General features: G+C 59.2%; 23 protein-coding genes. 12 read left to right on the plus strand and 11 right to left on the minus strand.

Annotation, left to right across the window (positions count from 1 at the left end):
* Positions 1–78: 78 nt before the first annotated feature.
* The 4 genes from lgt (at position 79) to FOY56_RS02415 (ending at position 4468) form a co-directional block, all read left to right on the plus strand.
* The gene (gene lgt, locus FOY56_RS02400; RefSeq protein WP_146344192.1) at positions 79–966 is read left to right on the plus strand and encodes a prolipoprotein diacylglyceryl transferase; all 888 of its coding nucleotides are present in this window, start codon (positions 79–81) and stop codon (positions 964–966) included.
* Complete coding sequence (locus FOY56_RS02405; protein WP_146344193.1) at positions 963–2030, plus strand: class I SAM-dependent methyltransferase; 1068 nt, start codon at positions 963–965, stop codon at positions 2028–2030. The genes lgt and FOY56_RS02405 overlap by 4 nt, the downstream gene beginning before the upstream one ends.
* On the plus strand, positions 2027–2782 hold the full coding sequence (gene pgeF / locus FOY56_RS02410) for a peptidoglycan editing factor PgeF (protein ID WP_146344194.1): 756 nt from the start codon (positions 2027–2029) through the stop codon (positions 2780–2782). Before FOY56_RS02405 ends, pgeF begins: the two co-directional genes overlap by 4 nt.
* 906 nt (positions 2783–3688) lie before the next feature.
* Positions 3689–4468, plus strand: coding sequence for a Hint domain-containing protein (locus tag FOY56_RS02415; protein WP_146344195.1), 780 nt, complete (start codon positions 3689–3691; stop codon positions 4466–4468).
* Positions 4469–4506: 38 nt separating this feature from the next.
* On the opposite strand, the gene FOY56_RS02420 is transcribed toward FOY56_RS02415, so the two are convergent.
* Positions 4507–5007: an Lrp/AsnC family transcriptional regulator gene (locus tag FOY56_RS02420; protein ID WP_146344196.1), complete on the minus strand. Its 501-nt coding sequence runs from the start codon at positions 5005–5007 to the stop codon at positions 4507–4509.
* A gap of 214 nt (positions 5008–5221) precedes the next feature.
* Here FOY56_RS02420 and trxB point away from each other — a divergent pair, with 214 nt between their 5' ends.
* From trxB to FOY56_RS02435, 3 genes are all read left to right on the plus strand, one after another.
* Positions 5222–6163 (plus strand): thioredoxin-disulfide reductase, encoded by a 942-nt coding sequence (gene trxB / locus FOY56_RS02425; protein ID WP_146344197.1) that lies wholly within the window; start codon positions 5222–5224, stop codon positions 6161–6163.
* A gap of 180 nt (positions 6164–6343) precedes the next feature.
* Complete coding sequence (locus FOY56_RS02430; RefSeq protein WP_246139392.1) at positions 6344–8026, plus strand: adenylate/guanylate cyclase domain-containing protein; 1683 nt, start codon at positions 6344–6346, stop codon at positions 8024–8026.
* 204 nt (positions 8027–8230) lie between these two features.
* A complete protein-coding gene (locus tag FOY56_RS02435) occupies positions 8231–9949 on the plus strand; it encodes a bifunctional sulfate adenylyltransferase/adenylylsulfate kinase (protein WP_146344198.1) in 1719 nt (572 codons plus the stop codon).
* Between the two features lie 70 nt (positions 9950–10019).
* Here FOY56_RS02435 and FOY56_RS02440 read toward each other — a convergent pair whose 3' ends face one another.
* Both FOY56_RS02440 and FOY56_RS02445 read right to left on the minus strand, forming a co-directional pair.
* Positions 10020–10880, minus strand: coding sequence for a glycosyltransferase family 10 domain-containing protein (locus tag FOY56_RS02440; protein WP_146344199.1), 861 nt, complete (start codon positions 10878–10880; stop codon positions 10020–10022).
* A gap of 17 nt (positions 10881–10897) precedes the next feature.
* Positions 10898–11782 (minus strand): PhzF family phenazine biosynthesis protein, encoded by an 885-nt coding sequence (locus FOY56_RS02445; protein ID WP_146344200.1) that lies wholly within the window; start codon positions 11780–11782, stop codon positions 10898–10900.
* Between the two features lie 183 nt (positions 11783–11965).
* Between FOY56_RS02445 and FOY56_RS02450 the strand changes: the two genes are divergently transcribed.
* On the plus strand, positions 11966–12826 hold the full coding sequence (locus FOY56_RS02450; RefSeq protein WP_146344201.1) for a sterol desaturase family protein: 861 nt from the start codon (positions 11966–11968) through the stop codon (positions 12824–12826).
* Positions 12827–12870: 44 nt separating this feature from the next.
* Here FOY56_RS02450 and FOY56_RS02455 read toward each other — a convergent pair whose 3' ends face one another.
* Complete coding sequence (locus FOY56_RS02455) at positions 12871–13095, minus strand: DUF1150 family protein (RefSeq protein WP_146344202.1); 225 nt, start codon at positions 13093–13095, stop codon at positions 12871–12873.
* A 5-nt stretch (positions 13096–13100) separates the two neighbouring features.
* Positions 13101–13514, minus strand: coding sequence for an Hsp20 family protein (locus tag FOY56_RS02460; protein ID WP_146344203.1), 414 nt, complete (start codon positions 13512–13514; stop codon positions 13101–13103).
* Between the two features lie 163 nt (positions 13515–13677).
* Between FOY56_RS02460 and FOY56_RS02465 the strand changes: the two genes are divergently transcribed.
* A complete protein-coding gene (locus tag FOY56_RS02465; protein ID WP_146344204.1) occupies positions 13678–13902 on the plus strand; it encodes a YdcH family protein in 225 nt (74 codons plus the stop codon).
* Positions 13903–13904: 2 nt separating this feature from the next.
* Here FOY56_RS02465 and FOY56_RS02470 read toward each other — a convergent pair whose 3' ends face one another.
* Both FOY56_RS02470 and FOY56_RS02475 read right to left on the minus strand, forming a co-directional pair.
* A complete protein-coding gene (locus FOY56_RS02470) occupies positions 13905–14219 on the minus strand; it encodes a DUF1272 domain-containing protein (protein ID WP_146344205.1) in 315 nt (104 codons plus the stop codon).
* 52 nt (positions 14220–14271) lie between these two features.
* Positions 14272–14958 carry a DUF4336 domain-containing protein gene (locus FOY56_RS02475; protein WP_146344206.1) on the minus strand — a complete coding sequence of 229 codons (687 nt, stop codon included), beginning with the start codon at positions 14956–14958 and terminating at the stop codon, positions 14272–14274.
* Positions 14959–15125: 167 nt separating this feature from the next.
* On the opposite strand from FOY56_RS02475, the gene purE reads away from it, so the two are divergent.
* The 3 genes from purE (at position 15126) to FOY56_RS02490 (ending at position 17539) form a co-directional block, all read left to right on the plus strand.
* Positions 15126–15614 (plus strand): 5-(carboxyamino)imidazole ribonucleotide mutase, encoded by a 489-nt coding sequence (gene purE, locus FOY56_RS02480; RefSeq protein ID WP_146344207.1) that lies wholly within the window; start codon positions 15126–15128, stop codon positions 15612–15614.
* On the plus strand, positions 15607–16683 hold the full coding sequence (locus FOY56_RS02485) for a 5-(carboxyamino)imidazole ribonucleotide synthase (protein WP_146344208.1): 1077 nt from the start codon (positions 15607–15609) through the stop codon (positions 16681–16683). Before purE ends, FOY56_RS02485 begins: the two co-directional genes overlap by 8 nt.
* 124 nt (positions 16684–16807) lie before the next feature.
* Complete coding sequence (locus tag FOY56_RS02490; protein WP_246139393.1) at positions 16808–17539, plus strand: SpoIIAA family protein; 732 nt, start codon at positions 16808–16810, stop codon at positions 17537–17539.
* Between the two features lie 71 nt (positions 17540–17610).
* On the opposite strand, the gene FOY56_RS02495 is transcribed toward FOY56_RS02490, so the two are convergent.
* The 4 genes from FOY56_RS02495 to FOY56_RS02510 all read right to left on the minus strand — a co-directional run bounded on the left by FOY56_RS02495 (position 17611) and on the right by FOY56_RS02510 (position 21662).
* Positions 17611–18771, minus strand: coding sequence for an alpha-D-ribose 1-methylphosphonate 5-triphosphate diphosphatase (locus FOY56_RS02495; protein WP_146344209.1), 1161 nt, complete (start codon positions 18769–18771; stop codon positions 17611–17613).
* Positions 18768–19541 (minus strand): lipase family protein, encoded by a 774-nt coding sequence (locus FOY56_RS02500; protein ID WP_146344210.1) that lies wholly within the window; start codon positions 19539–19541, stop codon positions 18768–18770. The genes FOY56_RS02495 and FOY56_RS02500 overlap by 4 nt, the downstream gene beginning before the upstream one ends.
* Positions 19542–19594: 53 nt before the next feature.
* Positions 19595–20434, minus strand: coding sequence for a DMT family transporter (locus tag FOY56_RS02505; RefSeq protein WP_146344211.1), 840 nt, complete (start codon positions 20432–20434; stop codon positions 19595–19597).
* A 97-nt stretch (positions 20435–20531) separates the two neighbouring features.
* Positions 20532–21662 (minus strand): DUF8173 domain-containing protein, encoded by a 1131-nt coding sequence (locus FOY56_RS02510; RefSeq protein WP_146344212.1) that lies wholly within the window; start codon positions 21660–21662, stop codon positions 20532–20534.
* Positions 21663–21766 lie beyond the last annotated feature (104 nt).

The following is a 21766-nucleotide window of genomic DNA, read 5'->3' on the forward strand; positions in this document are numbered from 1 at the left end:
AGTTGGACCTTATATGGGGATGGGAACGTCCGGTGGCAAGGTTGACTTCGCCCCGGTCGCAAAGGCATTGAGGCGCACATGAAAGCAGCCATTCCTTTCCCGAATTTTTCGCCCGAATTGTTCTCGATCTCGTTGTTCGGGATGGAGTTCGCTTTGCGCTGGTATGCGTTGGCCTATATCGCGGGCATCCTGATCGCCTGGCGGCTGGGTGTGGCTGCGGTAAAACGGCCTGCCTTGTGGCGTGACGACACGCCGCCGATGACGCCCAAACAGATCGAAGACTTGCTGACCTGGATCATCTTGGGTGTAATTTTGGGCGGGCGGCTTGGCTTCGTTCTGTTCTATCAGCCAGCCTATTACCTGCAGAATCCGGCCGAGATCCTGATGGTCTGGCAAGGCGGCATGGCATTTCACGGCGGATTGCTGGGCGTGATTGTGGCCAGTTGGCTTTATACACGTCAGCAAGGCATCTCGCGTCTGGGCGCGGCCGATCTGATCGCACATACGGTCGCGCCGGGGCTGATGCTGGGCCGGTTGGCAAATTTCATCAATGCCGAGCTGTGGGGGCGTGCCACGGATGCGCCCTGGGGCGTGATCTTTCCCGGCCCTTTCGCACAGCATTGTCCGGGTGTCGAAGGGCCGTGCGCGCGGCATCCCTCGCAACTGTACGAGGCGGGGCTTGAAGGGCTGTTGCTGGGCGCGTTGCTTCTGTGGATGGTGTACCGGCGGGGCGCGTTGAAACGGCCGGGACTGGTTCTGGGCACGTTCTTTGCCGGGTACGGGATCAGCCGCTTTATTGTCGAGTTTTTTCGCCAGCCCGATGCGCAGTTCGTCACACCGGGCAATCCGCTGGGGCTGGCATGGCATATGGGTGGCTATGGCCTGACCATGGGACAGATGCTATCGGTGCCAATGATCGCTTTGGGGGCGTTTTTCATCTGGCGCGCCATGCGGGCCGCTGCATGAGTTTGAAAGGCAAACTAATCGCCCGCATTCATCTGTCCGGGCCGATCACCGTTGGCGACTATATGACGGACTGCCTGCTCCATCCCGAGTTCGGGTATTACACGACCCGTGATCCGTTGGGCCAAGCCGGTGATTTCACCACCGCGCCCGAGATCAGCCAGATGTTTGGCGAGCTGATTGGCCTGTCGCTGGCACAGGCCTGGGTGGATCAGGGGCAACCTGCGAAATTCACGCTAGCTGAGTTGGGGCCCGGGCGCGGGACGCTGATGGCCGATCTGCTGCGCGCGACGCGGGGCGTTGCAGGGTTTCATGCCGCTATGGACCTATGCCTGATCGAAGCGTCACCGACCTTGCGCGACAAACAGGCCAAGGCCTTGGAGTCTTACACACCACGCTGGCTGGATGCGGTTTCCGATTTGCCAGATCAGCCGCTGTTTCTTGTCGCCAACGAGTTTTTCGACGCTTTGCCGATCCGCCAGTTCGTGCGCAAGGACGCCGGGTGGGCCGAACGGTTGATCGGGCTGGACGAGGGAAAGCTGCACTTCGGGCTTGGCAGCCCCGGCGCGCAGCCCGCGCTGGCGCATCGTCTGGATGATACCAGTGACGGCGATCTGGTTGAGCTCTGCGCCGCCGCTTTGACCGTGATCGACGTGATCGGCACCCGGATCGCCGCCCATGGCGGCGCGGCGCTGATCGTAGATTATGGCGACTGGCGGTCGTTGGGGGATACGCTCCAAGCGTTGACGGATCATGCGCCGGTCGACCCGCTGGAGACACCAGGGGCCGCCGATCTGACAGCCCATGTCGATTTCGAACCCCTGTGCCATGCGGCCCGTGCAGCGAATTGCGCGCATTCAAAGGTCACGCCTCAGGGCATGTTTCTGGAACGGTTGGGGATCACTCAGCGGGCGCAGGCATTGGCCCAGCCACTGAGCGGTGCGGCGCTAAACGATCTGATACAGGCACATCGCAGGTTGACGCACCCCGAGGAAATGGGAAACCTGTTCAAAGTGCTGGGTCTGTTCCCAGTACGCGGCACACCGCCCCCGGGACTGGATCCATGACACTGGAAATTCTGACCTCTGAACACCTGACCCCTGTGCGCCACGGGTTCTTTACCCGCAAAGGCGGCGCCTCTTCAGGCGTGTTTTCAGGGCTGAATTGCGGCAGTGGGTCGTCTGATCAAAGCGCGGCGGTCGAAATCAACCGCCAACGCGTGGCCGAAGCCATGGACGTCGAAAAGTCCGCGCTTGTCGGGGTGCATCAGGTGCATTCAGCGGACGTCGTCACAGTGACCCAAGCCACAAGCGAACGGCCAAAGGCCGACGCTTTGGTAACATCGACACCGGGCATCGCCCTGTCGATCCTGACCGCCGATTGCCAACCGGTGCTGTTTGCGGATCACGACGCCCAGGTGATCGGTGCCGCCCATGCCGGATGGCGCGGCGCGCTGGACGGTGTCTTGGAGGCCACGGTGGACGCGATGGAAGCGCTGGGGGCCGATCGTGCGAACGTCGTGGCGGTGATCGGCCCGTCGATCTCGCAACGCGCCTATGAGGTCGGGCCTGAGTTCTTTGAGACGTTCATGATGGAAGACCCGGACTATGCCCGGTTCTTTGCCGGGGGCGAAGGCGACCGGATGCAATTCGACCTTCCGGCGTTCGGCCTGCACCGGCTGCGTAGCACAGGTGTCGGCATCGCGGACTGGAACCGGCACTGCACCTATTTTGATGAAGACAGATTCTATTCGTACCGGCGCAGCACGCATGCGCGTGAAGCCGATTATGGACGTCTGATCTCTGCCATTCGGCTTTGACCGCAGGGCCACTGGGCTGGTCAGGGCGATTGCCCTTCGATTTCACACGCAGCTCCTGGGGTTTGGCGGGATGATTCCCGGTCTTTTGGACATCACCAGCTTTTAGGATCTGAAGCCGTTTGGCAGGTACAGTCATGGCGGCAAATCGGATCCGTTTTTTGGCGTTGACCGCGACGCCATCGCCACAATTGGTCCACTTCCGATCAGCAAGACGCCAATTCGCAACAGGGCCGTCCCTGAAACTGGCTTGAAATCAACCCATTCAGGCCATCTGACGCGATTCACAGTCAGGCCGCAAAAATGCCTAACACTGCCGAAAATCACCCCGCCCAAGCCAAACCGTTGCCGCATTGTGACGGGATATTGGGGTCAACCAGTTATACGGGAGCGTCAGTTATGAAATCCAATGCACGGTTCATCAAATCTGTCTTACAGACCGCAAAAACCTGCGATACGCAGATGCCGTGGAGCCGAAAGCCCCGTAAAACCGTTGGTTCTGCCGATGTGGTGCCGCGTCGCCAAACGGCCTGACGCCACCGGTTTTCGCGGAACGCCTTTCTGATCGCCTCCAAAGACCTGACCGATGGACGCTGCCAATTTGTCCCAAGTTAGGCACAAGTGGCCGTCCCGCCCGCAAACGTGGGCGGGACGGGCCCACGGAGAATCAGTTATCTGATGCGAAACAGCGTCACGAACGATCATTGCGGTCGTTTTTGGAAACAGAAATTGCCAACGCTGTGAATTGGTCCCGGCTTCAGGGTCAATCCAACGTTAGTTTTTGACAATTCCAATCAAATTCGCTCTTCCTACGGTCAGAACAGAAGACGCCAAATTAACAGTGTCGTTCTGTCGTTGTCGGTGGGGGCCGACGCAGATGCGACCCGATTCGAAAGGGCCGGTATACCTATGTCCACGATCCCCCACTCGCTAGCGCGGGCTGCGCAGAATGCCATCGACACCAGCGCGGTCCTGCACGATCCTGCGGCCCTGCGGGGACGCAACCGTCCTCAACTACGACGCTATGAAGTCAGCTCCCTTCTGCCGAATGGTCAGATTGCAGACACCCGCCACATCGCCCCGGCCTTGCCATTGTTCGAAGACGCGTTTTGCGCCTTCTCCCGTGGCACCATGATCAACACCGATCTGGGGCCAATGGCGATCGAGGACATTCTGCCGGGTGACAAGGTCATGACGCAGGACGGCACTCCTCAGCCGGTTGTGTGGAAAGGCAGCACAAATGTCGTGCCGCGTCGGGTTGATCCAACAGGCCGCAGCATACGTCTGACCCGCATCATGGCCGACAGCTTTGGCATGCAGCGCCCATTGTCCTACATCATGACAGGCCCGTCAGCGCGTCTTCTGAAAACCCCGGGACGGCTGCAATCGCTGGCAGGCGGAAAACCCATGCTGACCCCTGTGCAGGAGTTTCAGGACGGTACAAACGTCATCGACACGGCGCCACCGACTGCGGTGCAATTGTTCCACATCTGCCTGCCACGCCATGCGCTCATCAATGTCGCCGGTCTGGAGTTCGAAACCTATCATCCCGGCGTCAACGCGCTGCGCACGATGAGCCATGCGATGCGGTCGATCTATCTGGGGCTGTTCACGCATATCGACAAACTGACGGACTTTGGTCCGCAGATCTTCGCGCGCGCAGGCGAAGGCCAGATCGACGCAATCTAACGACAGATTGTGAGTGAGGGGTACAAGCCGTGGCGCGATCAGGCGCTGCGGCTTAGTCGTTCTTCCAACACCTCAAACGGCACGCCCGGGTCATCCTTGGCGCAGCGGATGACAAGCGAGGTCTTGACGCTCGACACATTGGGTGCGGTCAACAATTCTTCGGTCAGAAAGCTTTGAAAACTGCTGAGGTCAGGGGCCACGCATTTCAGCATGAAATCAACCTCGCCATTCAACATGTGGCATTCGCGGACCAGCGGCCAGCTACGGCAGCGTTCTTCGAATCGGCTGAGTTCTGCTTCGGCCTGACTGTCGAGCCCGACCATGGCGAACACCTGAACCTCGAACCCGAGTTCACGCGAGTCGACCTCGGCGTGGTAGCCCTTGATCAGCCCCGATTCTTCCAATGTGCGGACGCGGCGCAGACAGGGCGGGGCCGAAATCCCGACCCGTTTGGCCAGTTCGACATTGGTCATCCGCCCGTCAGCCTGCAGTTCCGACAGGATTTTTCTGTCGATCGGATCTAGACGTGTGGCGACCATGAACGCTCTCCCTCGTATTGCGTTTCTTATAGCAGCGACCGCAGCACGCGCAATAATATTTCGCTGCGGCGCAACAATGTATCCGTTCATGAAATCCGGACCGCCCGTTTCAAAGGCAGGCGATCAGGGGGTTTAAGCCGCCCTGCCCGGCAGCTATATGCAGGAGACCCCGGGCCATCCTGCCCGCCTGCTGCTGACAATTGTGGAAAAAACCATGTCCGAGACGCGTCACACCAAAGTTCTGATCATCGGATCCGGCCCGGCCGGATATACCGCTGGCGTCTATGCCGCCCGCGCCATGCTTGAGCCGATCCTGGTTCAGGGCATCGAACCCGGCGGACAGCTGACCACCACCACCGAGGTTGAAAACTACCCCGGCTTTACCGAAGTGCAGGGCCCTGACCTGATGATCAAGATGCAGGAACACGCATCCGCAATGGGCTGCGAGGTTATCGGCGATATCATCAGCGATCTGGACACGTCGACCCGGCCCTTCACGGCCAAGGGCGACAGCGGCACGATCTATACCGCCGATGCCGTCATTCTGGCGACCGGCGCGCGTGCAAAATGGCTGGGCCTGCCGTCGGAAGAAAAATTCAAGGGCTTCGGCGTCTCGGCCTGCGCCACCTGCGACGGGTTCTTTTATCGCGGGCAGGAAATCGTTGTGATCGGCGGCGGCAACACAGCCGTGGAAGAGGCGCTGTTTCTGACCAACTTCGCCTCGAAGGTCACTCTGATCCATCGCCGGGACGAGTTGCGCGCCGAAAAGATCCTGCAGGATCGTCTGTTCAAGAACCCAAAGATCGAACCGCTTTGGTTCCACCAGTTGGAAGAAGTTGTCGGCACCGATACCCCGCTGGGCGTCGAGGCCGTGAAGGTCAAAAACGTTAAAACCGGTGAGATTTCCGAGATCGCCTGTAAGGGTGTGTTCGTCGCCATCGGCCATTCGCCAGCGAACGAATTGGTGAAAGACGTGCTTGAGATGCACAATGGCGGCTATGTCGAGGTCAAACCGGGCACCACCGAAACCTCGATCCCGGGTATTTTCGCGGCTGGCGATTTGACGGATCACAAGTACCGTCAGGCCGTCACAAGTGCTGGCATGGGCTGCATGGCTGCTTTGGATGCCGAACGGTTCCTGGCCGAACAAGACTGATCCAGTTGATTTTTACGGGCGAACACCTGCTGATCTCGGCAGGTGTTTTCTTTTTGCAAGTAACGCCAGACCGGCAATCTGATGTCTCCCCTTCTGCAAACATCCACTGTGCAGTTCGGTTTCTTGACCTGAAGCACACTGCGCCTCACTGTCACGTGAAGCAATTTGGCGAGGCAGGCTGTGCACATACTCTGGCGGGGAAACTGGGTCACGCGACTGCGGATTGTGTCCGGATTGATCCTGTTTCTGTACGCTCTGTTTCATTTCCTGAATATCGGGTTGGGGTTGATTTCGCCTGACCTGATGGATCGGTTTCAGACCGCGCGGCAGATCATCACCCGCAGTTCGGTCGGGACGGCGGTTTTATATGGTGCCTTTCTGACCCATGCTGGGCTGGCGCTGTGGTCGCTGGCGATGCGGCGCACCCTGCGGATGCCGCTGCCCGAAGCGGTTCAGATGGTCCTTGGTCTGGCCATTCCGCTTTTGCTGATCGAACACATGACCCACACGCGCGGCGCGTATGAGGTGTTCGAGGTCAATGACCGGATGAGCTATATCATGCTGCTGATCTGGGGCTCGCTGGACGGGTGGTGGCAAAGCCTGCTGTTGCTGATCGTCTGGATCCATGGCTGCATAGGGTTGCACAAGTGGTTGAGCGTGCTGCCCAAATGGCAGGCGGCAACACACTGGCTGGCCGGGTTGGCGGTTCTGGTTCCCGCCTTCGCGCTGGCAGGCTTTTTGACCGAAGGCCGCCGCATCAAGCAGGCGTTCACCGACCCGGACCTGCAAGCCGCATATGCAGAGTACTTTAATTTTCCTGATGCCGAGACGTTCGCGACCCTGATCGGGATGGCGCAGCAAGGATTCTGGGTGTTCGTCATCCTGCTGGCGGCAGCGGCTTTGGTCTATGTAGGTCGGCGTCTGCTTGCACGCCGCAAGTCTGTGCGCATTCGCTATGTGGACGGACCCGAGGTCTTCGCACCCCGAGGATTGACCCTTCTTGAAATGTCGCGGACCGCCGGTGTGCCACATACTTCGCTATGTGGCGGCAAGGGCCGGTGCACCACCTGCCGGGTCGTGATCGAAGACGGCGAAAACCTGTTGCAGCCCCCGAACGAGGCCGAATTGCGCAGCCTGCGGGCGGTCAATGCCTCGCCAGGGACCCGGCTGGCCTGCCAAATCCGCCCCACGCATCCTGCGACCGTGTTCCGGGTTTTCTTGCCGGACGGCAAGCGCGGGCGCGCTCATGCCAGTCAGGGGCGTGAGCGTCGTTTGGCGATCCTGTTCGTCGATATGCGCGGGTTTACCGCGCGCACCACCGGGCAGCTGCCCTATGATGTCGTTTTCCTGCTGAACCGGTTCTTCGATGCGATCGTGCCGCCAATTGTTGGTGCCGGGGGCGACGTTGACAAATATCTCGGCGACGGTCTGCTGGCAGTGTTTGAAACGTCTGATGAACACAGCTCGGCCCAGGCCGGTCTGCACGCCGCAGTCGGAATCGGTCAGGCGCTGGCGGCCTTCAACGACCAGATGGCCGACGAAGGTATTGACCCGATCCGGATCGGGCTGGGCCTGCATATGGGGGAACTGGTTCTGGGCGAAATTGGCGCCGCCGGTCGCGCACCGCGCACCATTATCGGCGAAGCTGTAAATGCCGCCAGCCGGTTGGAAGGCAAAACCAAGGACCTCGGGGTCGAGTTGCTGGTTTCGCAAGAGGTTCTGACCTGCGCGGGCTATGACACGCAAATGTTTGATCTGATGACACTTGATCTGCGTGGCGTGCCCGATCCGATCACGGCCCTTGCGATGACCAAGGCGGCAGATCTGGAACAGGCCCTTGATGGGCTGCCAGCGGCCTCTTGAACCCCTGATACCAAGGCCCTGAAATGGCCGTTGAGACGGGTTATGATGGCATATCCGGCAAATTATCGCGTATTCTGCGCCAAAATGGCCGAAAAGGAAAATTTCTGATACCGGACGCTAGACTTTGACCCACGCATGGGTCTATGCGGCCCACGGACGAGTTGCTTTTGCTCGCGCGACACAAAGACAATCGAGAGATTTGAAATGACAATGCTTAGCAATCTGGCCCCGATCCCAGAGCTTTATGTTTCCCCCGACTCAGCACAGAAAATGAAACTCGAAGCCGCAGAGCTTAAGAGCCATGATCTGTCCCCGCGCCAGATCTGTGACCTTGAGTTGCTGATGAATGGTGGCTTCAACCCGCTCAAAGGTTTTCTGGGCGAAGCTGATTACAATGGTGTCGTCGACGACATGCGTTTGGCCGATGGCACGCTGTGGCCGATGCCAATCACCCTCGACGTCAGCAAAGAATTTGCCGAAGGCGTTGAAGTTGGCGAAGACATCGCCCTGCGCGATCAGGAAGGCGTGATCCTGGCCACCATGACGGTGACCGACAACTGGACGCCGGACAAGTCAAAAGAAGCCGAGAAGGTGTTTGGCGCCGATGACAGCGCGCACCCTGCCGTTAACTATCTGCACAACACGGCTGGCAAAGTGTATCTGGGTGGCCCCGTCACCGGTCTGCAGCCGCCGATCCATTATGATTTCCGCGCCCGTCGCGACACGCCGAACGAACTGCGCGCCTATTTCCGCAAGCTGGGCTGGCGCCGCATTGTGGCGTTCCAAACCCGGAACCCGCTGCACCGTGCCCACCAGGAACTGACGTTCCGCGCCGCGAAAGAAGCGCAGGCCAACCTGCTGATCCATCCCGTCGTTGGTCTGACCAAGCCGGGCGACGTCGACCACTTTACCCGCGTGCGCTGCTATGAGGCGGTTCTGGATAAATATCCGGCAGCCACCACCACAATGTCGCTGCTGAACCTGGCGATGCGTATGGCTGGTCCGCGCGAAGCTGTCTGGCACGGTCTGATCCGCGCCAACCACGGCTGTACCCATTTCATCGTTGGTCGTGACCATGCTGGCCCCGGCAAGAATTCCGCCGGTGACGATTTCTATGGCGCCTATGACGCGCAGGAACTGTATCGCAAGCACCAGGACGAAATCGGCTGCGAAATGGTCGACTTCAAGCACATGGTGTGGGTGCAGGAACGCGCTCAGTACGAAGCCATCGACGAGATCGAAGACAAGGATAAGATCACAATCCTGAACATCTCGGGCACCGAACTGCGTCGCCGTCTGTCCGAAGGTCTTGAGATTCCTGAATGGTTCTCGTTCCCCGAGGTCGTCAAGGAACTGCGCCGCACCAAACCGCCACGCAGCCAGCAGGGCTTTACCGTGTTCTTCACCGGTTTCTCGGGCTCGGGCAAATCGACCATTGCCAACGCGCTTATGGTCAAACTGATGGAAATGGGCGGTCGCCCGGTGACCCTGCTTGACGGCGATCTGGTTCGTAAGAACCTGTCGAGCGAGCTGGGCTTCTCGAAAGAGCACCGCGACCTCAACATCCGTCGCATCGGCTATGTGGCCAGCGAGATCACCAAAAATGGCGGCCTCGCCATCTGTGCCCCGATCGCACCGTATGCCACCACGCGCCGCGCGGTTCGTGAAGACATCGAAGCCTTTGGTGCCTTTGTCGAAGTACACGTCGCCACCTCGATCGAAGAATGCGAAAAGCGTGATCGCAAGGGTCTGTACAAGCTGGCCCGCGCTGGCAAGATCAAGGAATTCACAGGGATCTCCGACCCCTATGACGTTCCGGAAAACCCCGAACTGCGTCTGGAAACCGAAGGGACTGACGTGGACAACTGTGCACACCAGGTTCTGCTGAAACTGGAAAGCATGGGTCTGATCGGCCTGAGCTAAGGTTTTGATCTGACAGAATACAAACGGCCCGCCAGATTGGCGGGCCGTTTTGCGTTTCAAGACTTGGATTTCAGAGCTCTGAGCGGATCAGATCAGCAGCGCGTCTTTCAATATCGCAATAGGTTTCGATCGTTGGCTTGATGGCCTGCAGCCTGGGCAAGCGTGCGGCATACTCAGCCTCAGACATGGACAGGATCGCCTGTTGAATGTCGGCCTGGGAAGTGCAGCGAATAATCCCAGACGTGTCCATGAAGTCTTCCAGATTTGGACACCCCCAATAGATCGGCACTGTGTCGCACAACACGGCATCCACCAGCTTTTCGGAAAAATAGTTCCGCTCGGGCATGTTCTCGATCACAACCGAATAGCGATAGGGCGCAAGACCGTCCGATTTTTGCTCAAACGGTTTATAGCCGCGGCCCATGATATCGACCGGTTGCCCGGTTTGGGTGATCCAATCCACCACGGCGTGCCGCAGCTTGTGGCCGTCCGTGTCGCGCTTGGCCGACGCGATCAGCGAACACATCGACGTCTTGGTGGTATCAAGGTCACGCCATTCGGGAACCCAGGTCGTGCCCAGCGGGAACAGCCGAGCATTCGGCAGGCGATCAAGCAGGTCCTGATTGAAGGTCAAAATCCGGTGGAACCGGCGATATGTCCAGCGCAGCAACCAGTGATGCTTTGCATGAATGACCGCCGGTTCGCCCAGGATCAGAGATATCTTTGCACAGGTGCCACGACGTATTCGGTAATGCGTCGAGGTTTTGGGATAGATGATCAGGTGATCCGTCGGCTCAAGATCGCCCACAGTTTTGCCTTGAAGGCGGGCGGGCAAACCATGCGGGCAAGCAAGCGTGCTCAAAGGCGTCGCGGCAAGCGACGGGCCAAGGGCCATCCCATAGGCCAAGGCGACAATCGCCGGTTCTGACATCTGGACCTCGTTTTGGGTCACGGGGTGGCAGGCAGGTTGACGTTGCCGGACATCAGCACAAAACCCGTGCCTGCCACCTTGATACCCGTTATCGCATCGTTGGAGCCAACGCGGGTGACGCGGGCCTGCCCCGGACGCCCCAGCCAGTGCCCCTGCTCAGCGGTGAAACTGTCCTTGGCCATCAGATCATGGTGCCAGAGATAGGCCGCCATGGCCCCGGTGGCCGATCCGGTGAACGGATCTTCTGGCGGATTGGGTGCCGGCAGTAACAGTCGCGAAAACGTATCGCCCTGCCCCGTTGCCCCTGTCAGCGTCACAAGAAAGGGTTCCATAACGTCCATCGCATCCGGCCCCAACGAACCCACAAGAGCGTTCAGGACATCGTTGTTCAGTTCTGCACGGCGCAGCGCATCGTGATCGCGCAGAACCGTCACAATGAAAGGCAACCCTGTCGAGACGACTTGCGGCGGGGCGATGATGGCGTCGGGTTCAAGCCCATAAACGGCGGCCACCTGTGCCGGGTCTGCCAGCGCGCCAAACTTGGGCGCGACCTGCGTCATTTCAATCTGATCACCCGTGAGCGAGATCTTGACCAGACCAGCACCGGTTTCCAGCGTCATCTGATCGCCCGCGATTAGCCCCCGCGACCGCATTGCTTCCACAGTGGCAATCGTCGGGTGACCGGCAAACGGAATTTCGCGGCTGGCCAGAAAGTACCGAACGCGGATGTCGGCGACATCTGAAGGGCCGGTGAACGTGCATTCCACCAACGACGTTTCGCGGACAAACGCTGTGCTGGTCTCAACAGACAATCCAGCGCCATCATGAACAACTGCGCAGCCATTGCCGCCAAATGCCTTGTCGGTAAAGGCGTCGACCCAGTCGAACTGATAATTGGACATTGCGCACTCCGAACCACTGTTTCGCCGGACAAGTCTTGCCGTTTTCCCGGTCCGGGCGCAACCGAACCTGTGGCCCCCATTCCGGTGCCTGGACCAAATCTATCAACTTGATGCCACGCTGATGCCCCAATTCATTGTGAAGATATTGGAAACAATACCCAAACCGTGGCGAGCCGAGGAAAAATGGACTTCCTGTTTCAATTGCTGATCGACAGCGCCCTGAACATGTATGCCGCTTTGCGGTTTCTGGTCATGCCAGCCCTTGCCATTCTTGTCCTTGCCATCCTGTTTCGGCGAGACCACTGGATGTCGGACATGCGCCAGGTTGCCCGAGAATCTGAACTGTCCCTGAAGATCATCCTGTTTAACGCCGCCGTGTCGATGCCGTTGATTTCGATCGTCGTGACCGCCCTGTACGACTGGATCCACAGCAACGGGTTGATGCTGTTTTCGGTCGCGACGTGGGAGTCCCTGCCCGTTCCGCTGGTTCTGTTCTTCGCGCTGTTTTTTGGAGATTTCGTTGGCTATTGGCGTCACAGGCTGGAGCACACGCCGCTTTTGTGGCCAGCCCACGCCGTGCATCATTCTGATACGGAAGTGACCTGGCTGACCTCGGCGCGCTGGCATCCTATCAACCTGCTGACCGTGCACAGTTTGGCTGGCAGCGCGATGCTGATCATGGGATTCCCGGTCTGGGCGGTTTTGTTCAATTCAATGATGCGCGGTTACTATGGGTTCTTCATCCATGCCAATCTGCCCTGGACTTATGGCGTTTTGGGCAAATACATCGTGTCCCCGGCCATGCACCGTTGGCACCATTCGGCCGAGGAAAAGGCTTTTGACAAGAATTTTTCCGAATTCTTCTGCATCTTCGACCGCATGTTCGGAACCTATTACCTGCCCGGCCCCTGTGACGGTCCGTTGGGCGTCAGTGACGACATGCAGCCCACTTTGCGCAGCCAGATTGGGTTCGCGTTCTCGCCGCGTGCCTATCGCAAGATATTCTCGCGCAAACCGCAGCCACACGAAGAACCCGCCCTTTAAGCGCACCAAGCGCGGCATTTGAATGCCGCACTTGGCCGCCATGTTTAGTGGACGGCGACGGGTGTCATATCGTGTTGACGCGCCAATACAAAGGCCAGCTTGCGATCAACCACCAGCGCCAGCTGATTGCCGTCTGCATCGTGCACCGCGTACAGCTGTTCAAGGTCGCCAGCCCCTGCCCGCACTTCGTCCGGCAGATCGGCCACATCGACTGTTTTCACATAAACGATGCTGTTGCCTTCGGTGTTGAAATCAAAAGGTGTATGCATTGTCGTTACCCTTTCTTGATGTTGATAGTCTGAACAACGGTTTCGGGCCGTGATCGGGTCAGATCGACGTGAAGCAATCCGTTTTCCATGATCGCTTCGCCGACATCGACGCCATCGGCCAGCACGAACATGCGCTGGAACTGACGCCCGGCGATTCCGCGGTGCAGGAAAACCCGGTCTTCATCGTCATCGCTTTGACGGCCTCGGATCACCAGTTGGCGGTCTTCGACCGTGATCGACAGATCCCGTTCGGCAAACCCGGCCACAGCCAGTGTTATCCGATAGGAGAACTCCGACGTCTGTTCGATATTATACGGCGGATACCCTTCATTGCCCGACTTCGCCGAGCGTTCAAGAAGGCGTTCCAATTGCTCGAACCCCAGCATGTGGGGGTATGAGCCCAGGGTAAGTTTCGACACTCTCATACGTCCTTTATGTCAAAGCGACGGTCCTCGCGGCCCCATCAGGCAACCGCGTTGTTAAGAATATGGGAAGAATATGCAGATTTAACAAGGGCTAGGCGAAAACAACTTGGCAGAGTATCCTAGACACTAAACCAGAAGCTTCACGTTGAGTCGCCGCATGAACGCACCCACCGATATTTCGATGAAAACCGATGACGTTCTGACCGTCGAGCTTGAGGTATTTCGCCGCCAACACCGTGATCTGGACGAAGCGATTCACGCATTGGTCGACAAAGGCACTGCCGACCAGCTGACAGTTCGGCGCCTGAAAAAGCAAAAGCTGCGGCTTAAGGATCTGATATCGCTTATCGAAGACCGCCTGACCCCCGATATTATCGCCTGATTTCAGCGCTGTTCGGGCGGAATTTCACGAATTTTGGCGACATGAGCATCGATGTCATCCCGTGTGAATTTCGAATGGCGTCGGGTCTCGGATACCGGGTGGTTCTGAAGACCCAGCTTCAGTTCAGGCCGCCACGCCGTTTGCGGACGGATCGGGCGCGGAACAAAACCGCCGCCGCACGTCGGGCAAACATTGTGCAGCACGGTTTCAACGCAACTGGCGCAATAGGTGCATTCGTAAGAACAGATCCGCGCCGCATCCGAGTCGGGTGGCAGATCACAGTCGCAGAGTTCACAATTGGGGCGTAGCTGCAGCATTCACACCTCGGGCTCTGTCGATTCTCGTCGGATGGTTCACGGTTGCGCCGCGTTATGCAAGCCAGTTGAAAGCGCGGCGCAGATAGTCCTTAGCATTCTCGATTACTGGCGTGCCGTGCGCCATCAACACCTGTTCAGCAGGCCACGACCGGATCTGCGCCAGCCCTGTCTGCGCCGCGTCCTTATCGGTGAAGGCCAAGCGAAACTTGCGGGGCACTGCGGGCTCAACCTCGACCATCAGATCCAAGCGGGCGATCAGCGCGCGCCAGCCAGTGTGCCAGCCAGACGGGAATTGCTGCAACAGGTCGGTGAACAGTATTGTGCCGCTTGCGCGATGGAAAAACACGACCTCGGTGGTGATCTTGTTACCGCGCATGACCACCTGGTCGATCTCACCAGCCCAATCAGGTGGCGGCCTGTCGTCAAGATCGGCGTCAAAGGCGATGTCCTTGCGCTTTGCCCGCAATCCGGGTGGCGCAGACACAAGGGCCTCGGGAAAGGCGTTGACCCACTCAGGCAGAAACAAATGGTGCAACGAATTTGGCGCGACGATGTGACGGACTGGGCCAAGCGCCGTCACTTTGGTCTTAAGGTCATCGGTCAAAGCAACAGGTGACCAGACAAACAGCCCCCCATCCGCCAACCGTATCACGGCCATCCGGGTGGGATAGCGAAAGCCCAGTACGGTCACCACAGGCCCGTCTGCGATCCAGATATCTGTTCCGAATGGGTCAAGCATATGTCGCCACCTTGGTCAGCCGCAGTTGCCCTGTTCTATACAGAAAATTGGCACGGATTTCGCCCGAAAACCGCCCCTTGTACCCGGCGTTTGCAGCCAAATTCGACGCATTGCCCACCCCGATGATTCCGATATAGTGCGCGCTCTTTCCATCAAGGGGACAGGGCATGGCCGATATCGAAGTGGGCATCATCATGGGCAGTCAGTCGGACTGGCCAACGATGAAGGAAGCCGCGCACATACTGGACGAACTTGGCGTGCCTTACGAGACGCGTATTGTGTCGGCCCATCGCACACCCGACCGGCTTTGGGACTATGGCAAGACCGCTGCGCAGCGCGGACTGAAGGTGATCATTGCAGGCGCCGGCGGCGCTGCGCATTTGCCTGGCATGATGGCGTCCAAGACGCGCGTGCCGGTGATCGGTGTTCCGGTACAGACGCGGGCACTGTCCGGTGTCGATTCCCTCTATTCCATCGTGCAGATGCCCAAGGGGTTTCCCGTCGCCACCATGGCCATCGGATCTGCGGGTGCTGCCAATGCCGGTTTGATGGCAGCCGGTATTCTGGCCACCAGTGACGCGGCTTTGGCCGACCGTCTTGACGCGTGGCGCGACGCCCTGTCCGCCTCGATCCCCGAGGTGCCGCAAGATGACTGACCCCCTGACCTCTGGTTCTGTGATTGGTATTCTGGGCGGCGGTCAACTTGGCCGCATGCTGTCGGTCGCGGCGTCCCGGCTTGGTCTCAGGACCCACATTTATGAACCCGGTGAAAATCCCCCGGCGGGCCAGGTGGCCGATCAAGTAACGACAGCCGCCTATGATGACCGCGCAGCGCTTGAGGCGTTTGCCGCCTCGGTCGATGTCATTACCTATGAGTTTGAGAACATCCCCACTGACGCGCTGGATATTCTTGAGGCACATAAACCCATCCGTCCGGGCCGCGAAGCGCTGCGTATCAGTCAGGATCGTTTGACGGAAAAGGCCTTTCTGCAGGAACTGGGGCTCAAAACCGCGCCCTTTGCTGACATCCCCGATCAGGCCAGCCTTGACGCCGCACTGGACACCATCGGCGCGCCCGCAATCCTGAAAACGCGGCGGTTCGGGTATGACGGCAAGGGTCAGGCCCGCATCAAAGCGTTTCAGGACGCGCCAACGGCATTGGCCGACATGGCCGGGGCCCCGGCGATCCTGGAAGGGTTCGTTGAATTCACACATGAGGTGTCCGTCATCGCAGCGCGCGGCCCGACCGGCGATGTCGCCTGTTTCGATCCCGGCGAAAACGTACACCGCGATGGCATACTGCGCACCACGACCATCCCTGCCCGCCTCAGCGGTCCGCAACGCATGGACGCCGTGCTTCTCGCTGCAAATATCCTGAACGCGCTGGACTATGTCGGCGTGCTGGGGGTCGAGCTGTTCGTTACGCCCGCTGGCTTGATCGTCAACGAAATCGCGCCGCGCGTCCATAATTCCGGACACTGGACTCAGAATGGCTGCGCCGTGGATCAGTTCGAACAACATATCCGAGCGGTGGCAGGCTGGCCTTTGGGCGATGGCAAGCGGCATTCGGACGTGGTGATGGAAAACCTGATCGGCGACGATATGGACCGCGTGCCTGACCTAGCCCGCGAAACGAACACCGCCCTGCACCTGTACGGCAAAACCGAAACCAAACCCGGCCGTAAGATGGGCCACGTGAACCGCATGGTGAACACGTCGAGCTGAAAACGCAACTTCAGGCGGGATTCAGGTATCAGCCTGAGGATGTCGGATCCGATAACTGCAGGTTTGACTGGTGGCCCAACACTGTTAGCGTTTGTTTGATGATTTACGCGGGAAGGGTATCGCCATGATCGAAGTAATCGACACCAATACATCCGGCCAGCTTGAGGTGCGCATGAGCGGCACTGTCACGGCGGCAGATTATGACAACGTCCTGACCCCGGCACTGGCTGCAGCACTGGCTGACTCTGATACAGTACGCTTGCTGGTGTTGGTCGACGAAGACCTGACTTTTGACGCTGGCGCGGCCTGGGCCGATATGAAGCTTGGCCTGAATTATTGGCAGGGTTTTGATCGCGCCGCAGTATGTGTAAGCGGCGGGTGGATGGCCAGCGCCGTGCGCGCATTCGCACCACTCATGCCTTGCCCGATACAGGTGTTTGACTCTGGCCAAGCAGATGAGGCCCGACGCTGGCTGCGAGAGTCCCTGGGCGCGGCCCATCTCCGCGACTTGGGTGGCCCGGTGTTACAGATCGACCTGGTCGGCAAAGTGGGCCCCGAAGATTATGCCCGGTTGCAAGGCGATCTGGATGCGAAGCTTGCCGAACGGGACGGGTTCCGCCTGCTTATTGATGCGCGCGAATTTGATGGCTGGCACGGGTTGTCGGCCTTTCGGGCACATTTCTCGCTGGCCCACGACCACGCTCCATTGCTGGACAAGGCCGCCATCGTCGGCGACCGCGCCTGGCAGAAAATTGCCCAAAAAGTCGGCTCGCGTTTCGTGAACGCCGAGACCCGGTTTTTTGACGCCGCCGAGTTCGAACAGGCCAAATCCTGGTTAATGTCAGATCAGACTTAGGATCGATAGACCGGCTATCCCGGACGCCCGCCTGGGCGGCAAGACTGACGGTTAGGCGTTGTCCGGATTGGTTACGCCCTGACGTTCAGCAAACGGGCGGCTATGTCTCCGGTCATATAGCTGACGCGCCCACCCGACAGGGTGGCAGCGACGCGGTGGCTGGTTTGGTCGAGTATGACCAGATCGGCGCGCAACCCGGGCGTTAACCGCCCGCGATCTGTCAGGCCAAGGATGCGGGCCGGGCCGTCTGAGATCAGCTGCCAGGCCGCGCCCAGATCCAGCAATCCGGTTTGGGCCAGCATCAACGCGGCGCGGCGCAGGCTTGGGTAATGATAATCTGAGGCTAACGCGTCGCACAGCCCCATGGCGACCAGATCGATGGCGCTGGCGTTGCCCTTGTGGGACCCGCCGCGCACAAGGTTCGGTGCGCCCATGATGATCGCATCCCCGGCATCGCGCGCGGCCTCGGCGGCGTCTTGCGTTTCAGGAAATTCCGAGATCCGAACGCCCCGATCCCGCCATAAGGCCCGGTCGGTTGCGGATTGGTCGTCATGGCTGCCCAGTCGCACGCCTTGCGCGGTCAGGGTTTCACAAAGGGTATCAAGCGCAGCAGGAAGGGCCGGACCACGGCTGTGCAGATCCAGCAGCATCTCAAAATGTCGTTCCGGATTGCGACCGGCTTTCAACGCCTGTCCAGTCAGGCGCGGCGGTTTTCGACCTTCGGCCAACCGGTCATGCGGCAGGTGGTCGTTGAACACCAGATAGGACACATCCCAGTCGCGCAGCTTGCCCGGCAGAGCGGCATAATCGTCCAGAAGATGAGTCTCAAACCTAAGCTGGGCGCGCAGGTCAGTCACCACTTGCCCTTTCACAGCCGCGATGGCTGTCAGGATCTGGGCGGCGAAGTCAGGTCCGCGCACCCCACCCTCCCAACTCCAGAACTGGGCCATGACGCCAGTGGTCACCCCATTGGCGGCCAGCTCGGCCTCGGCTGCCATGATGCCTTCGTTCATCTGTTTCATTGCGCCCCGGCGCGGGGCCACGTGGCGTTCAAACCCGTCACCGTGCAGATCGACGATCCCTGGCAAAACCAGAAATCCGCTCAGATCGACCGTACGCCCAACAGGGGTATCGACAATCTGGCCATCTGCGATTGACAGGCTGGCGTCCTGCACCACGCCATCCGGCTGCAAAACTTTGGCCCCGGTCAGATCCATCTCAAGACAGGTCATCGCGACGGCTCGGATATGGGTTCGGTCGGGCAGGACTGACCAAGACAGAATTCATCAATGGTGCCCAGAACCGAGTCGAGCCATGAAATGTCAGGATCGAACGCCCCCGTTTCGATGAAATGCAGCGCCTGTGCGATCACGCGCGGGTTATTCATCATGTAAGTGTGGGTCACGGGCAGCACATAATGATCTGTCATGCCCTCAACCCGGGTGGACTCGACTGAAACCTTGCCATCATCCGGCCCTTCGATAATCGAGGAAAACACCGGGTTCAAAGAGTTTTCCCCCGCAATCACACCCAACGGGAAATCCACGGCAGGCAAGCGGCGCGGGATACTGTCAGGACCAGTGCCCAGTTGCATACCTGCCGGACCGTTGAGCAGGCCAAAGACCTCCCAATCGCCCATCTTGTCGACCAGTTCGCTGCCCTGATTGGGCGGGCCAAGCATAACGGTGCGGCCCAGATTGTCGGGCTTTTGGCCGCGCAGCCAGTGGCGCAACAGGATGCCCCCCATTGAATGCGTCACATAATGTACGGTTTGATCGCCGCATTCCGCATGCGCCTGAGGCAGGACTTCGGACGCCAATAAAGGGATCGGCAAATCAGTTGACCTATAGCCGGGGCGGACAACCTGATAGCCCTTGGACTGAAAGACGACCTCCATCAGAACAAAAGACGCTTCCGTTCGCGCAAGCCCGTGCAACAGCACAACGCAATCGGCGCGCGCCGCCATAGGCCACAAAAAAAGGAACAGGATCACCCCACGCATACCCGGCAGATAGGCATAAATCGCTTCTGCGAAAAGGTGTAATTCACGTGTTGTTACGTCTTGGCTGGTCTGACGGCGAAAGCGATGCCGCCAATGACAACCATCGATCCCAAAATCAGGGTTGAGTTCGGAGTTTCCCCCAACAACACGGCGCCTGCAGCCAGCGCGATAATCGGAACGCTCAGCATCACCGTGGCGGCTGTTCCGCCCGTCAGCGTCGGCAGGATGCGATACCAAAGCGCATAGCCCAGCCCCGAAGTTATCGCGCCAGAGATAACGGCCAGCAAAAGGCCGGTTCCGGACGCTGTCAGCGGTTCGCCCAGCACCAAAGGAACTGCGGCTGTAAAGGGCAGTGCCAGACAGAAGTTGGCGGCCGTCGCAGGCAGCGCTTCGGACTCGGTGCGCCCGATAACCGAATAGATGCCCCACCCAACCCCTGCTGCAAGCATCAGCACAGCTCCGGATAATGGGACAGCAGACATCTCGCCCGGCCACAGCACCCAGCACAGACCCAGAAAGGCAATCCCGGCCCCGGTCAATTGTCGACCCGATGGCGGCGACGGCAGGAAACAGGCGATGGTGAACATCGTAATCTGGGTGGCACCAAACAGGATCAGGGCCCCGGCCCCGGCATCCAGCGCGCGATAGGCCAAAGAAAACCCGATCATATAAAGCGCAAGTGATCCGGCCCCGCCCCAGCGTTTTAGGCAGGAAAACGACAGGTGTTTTTTCTGGATCAACACGAGGAGAACCAGCATGGCCGCCCCTGCGGCCACACGGACAACGGCAAACAGACCCGGTTCGATCGCGCCGCTGTCCACGGCCAATCGGTTCAAAATCGAATTTGCGGCAAAGGCGGTCATCGTGACCGCGATCAGAAGGACCTGTCTCATGGCCCTTCATCCCTCAATTTCCCGGAAAAGGAAATTGCCAATATTTTTGCAAGGGTTCCCCCGGGGCACCGCCCCGGAGGATCACGCCAGTTGGGCGTTAATACCGGGGAGTGCCCAGCATATCCTGCGGCAGCAGCCGCACCGCCATGGCCCCGACACCGCACAACAACAGCGCCAGAACGAATATCCAGCCAAGGATGGGCACCAACGATACAAGGCCAGCGGCAGCCGCGCCAACGGCGGCCCTGATCGCACGATCTACGGCCGTGGCGGGTTCATCCCAACCCGCGGCCGACAACAGGCCAACGCCCAGAGCATACGACCCGATCACGTATCCCAGCCAGGCGACTATAATGCTGATCAGGATCAGCGCCGGCGTCAGCAACATGCCAATCAGTGTCATCGCGGTCAGAATGCCGGACCCAATCAGCGCCGACTGAGCGACGAACCCGATCATCAGGGCGCGACCCGGTTTATCCAGAATACGCCGACGCATCGCGGCCATGGTTGCAGGGGCAGCCGCGGCGATAATCGCTGCGGTGGCGGCCACGATCATGACGCCAAAAATGAAACTGCCAATCGCATGGCGCCAGCTGAATACGCTTGGCCCATCTTTGTGATGCTTGTCCCAGTCCTCAGTCTTGTGGCGCTCGATGCGATCTTCTGAAGCAACCGAGGCCGGGACTTCGACGTCTCCCGTCTTGTCTTCGTAAACGATAACCTTGCCCGCGACGCTTGCGCCCTCGCCAAAGTCGATTTCATCAACCATCAGCGCCAGATCGCCCGCGATGGTTCCGGTGATCTTGACCTCTTCGCCCACGATCAACGCGTATCCGCCGACAGGTCCGGACAGCGTAATTTCGGATCCGGCCGCCCTAAGATCGCCGCCGATGGTCCCCGAAACGTTTAGATCCTGCCCGGCGATAGAAACATTGCCAGCAACATCGCCAGTGATGGTCACGTCCTGACCTGCCCCATAGACGTTTTCACCGACATTTCCAGACAGAGTGATCCGGCGCCCCGCCAGATGCGCTGTTCCATCAAGGTCAGCATCAACTGTTACACGTGCGCCTGCCGCGAACAGGTCATCGTGGCCTGCCTCGCTGACGGTGACAGTCGATCCAGCAACAAAGGCATCTTTGCCAATGACAAAGCGACCGCCTTCATCCTCTGCCTGGGCGGCGGTGCCCAGAACAAGGGCAAAAAGCACTCCAAATCCGATACGCATGAGTCCGATCTCCAAAAACAATGATCTTCGAAGATGATATACGGTTGCCAGTGCACCACAATATGACTTGATGAACCTGCGCCGGGTTTTGCCCGACACAAGCG

It is taken from the genome of Falsiphaeobacter marinintestinus (assembly GCF_007923355.1).
In the GTDB taxonomy this organism is placed as follows: domain Bacteria; phylum Pseudomonadota; class Alphaproteobacteria; order Rhodobacterales; family Rhodobacteraceae; genus Phaeobacter_A; species Phaeobacter_A marinintestinus.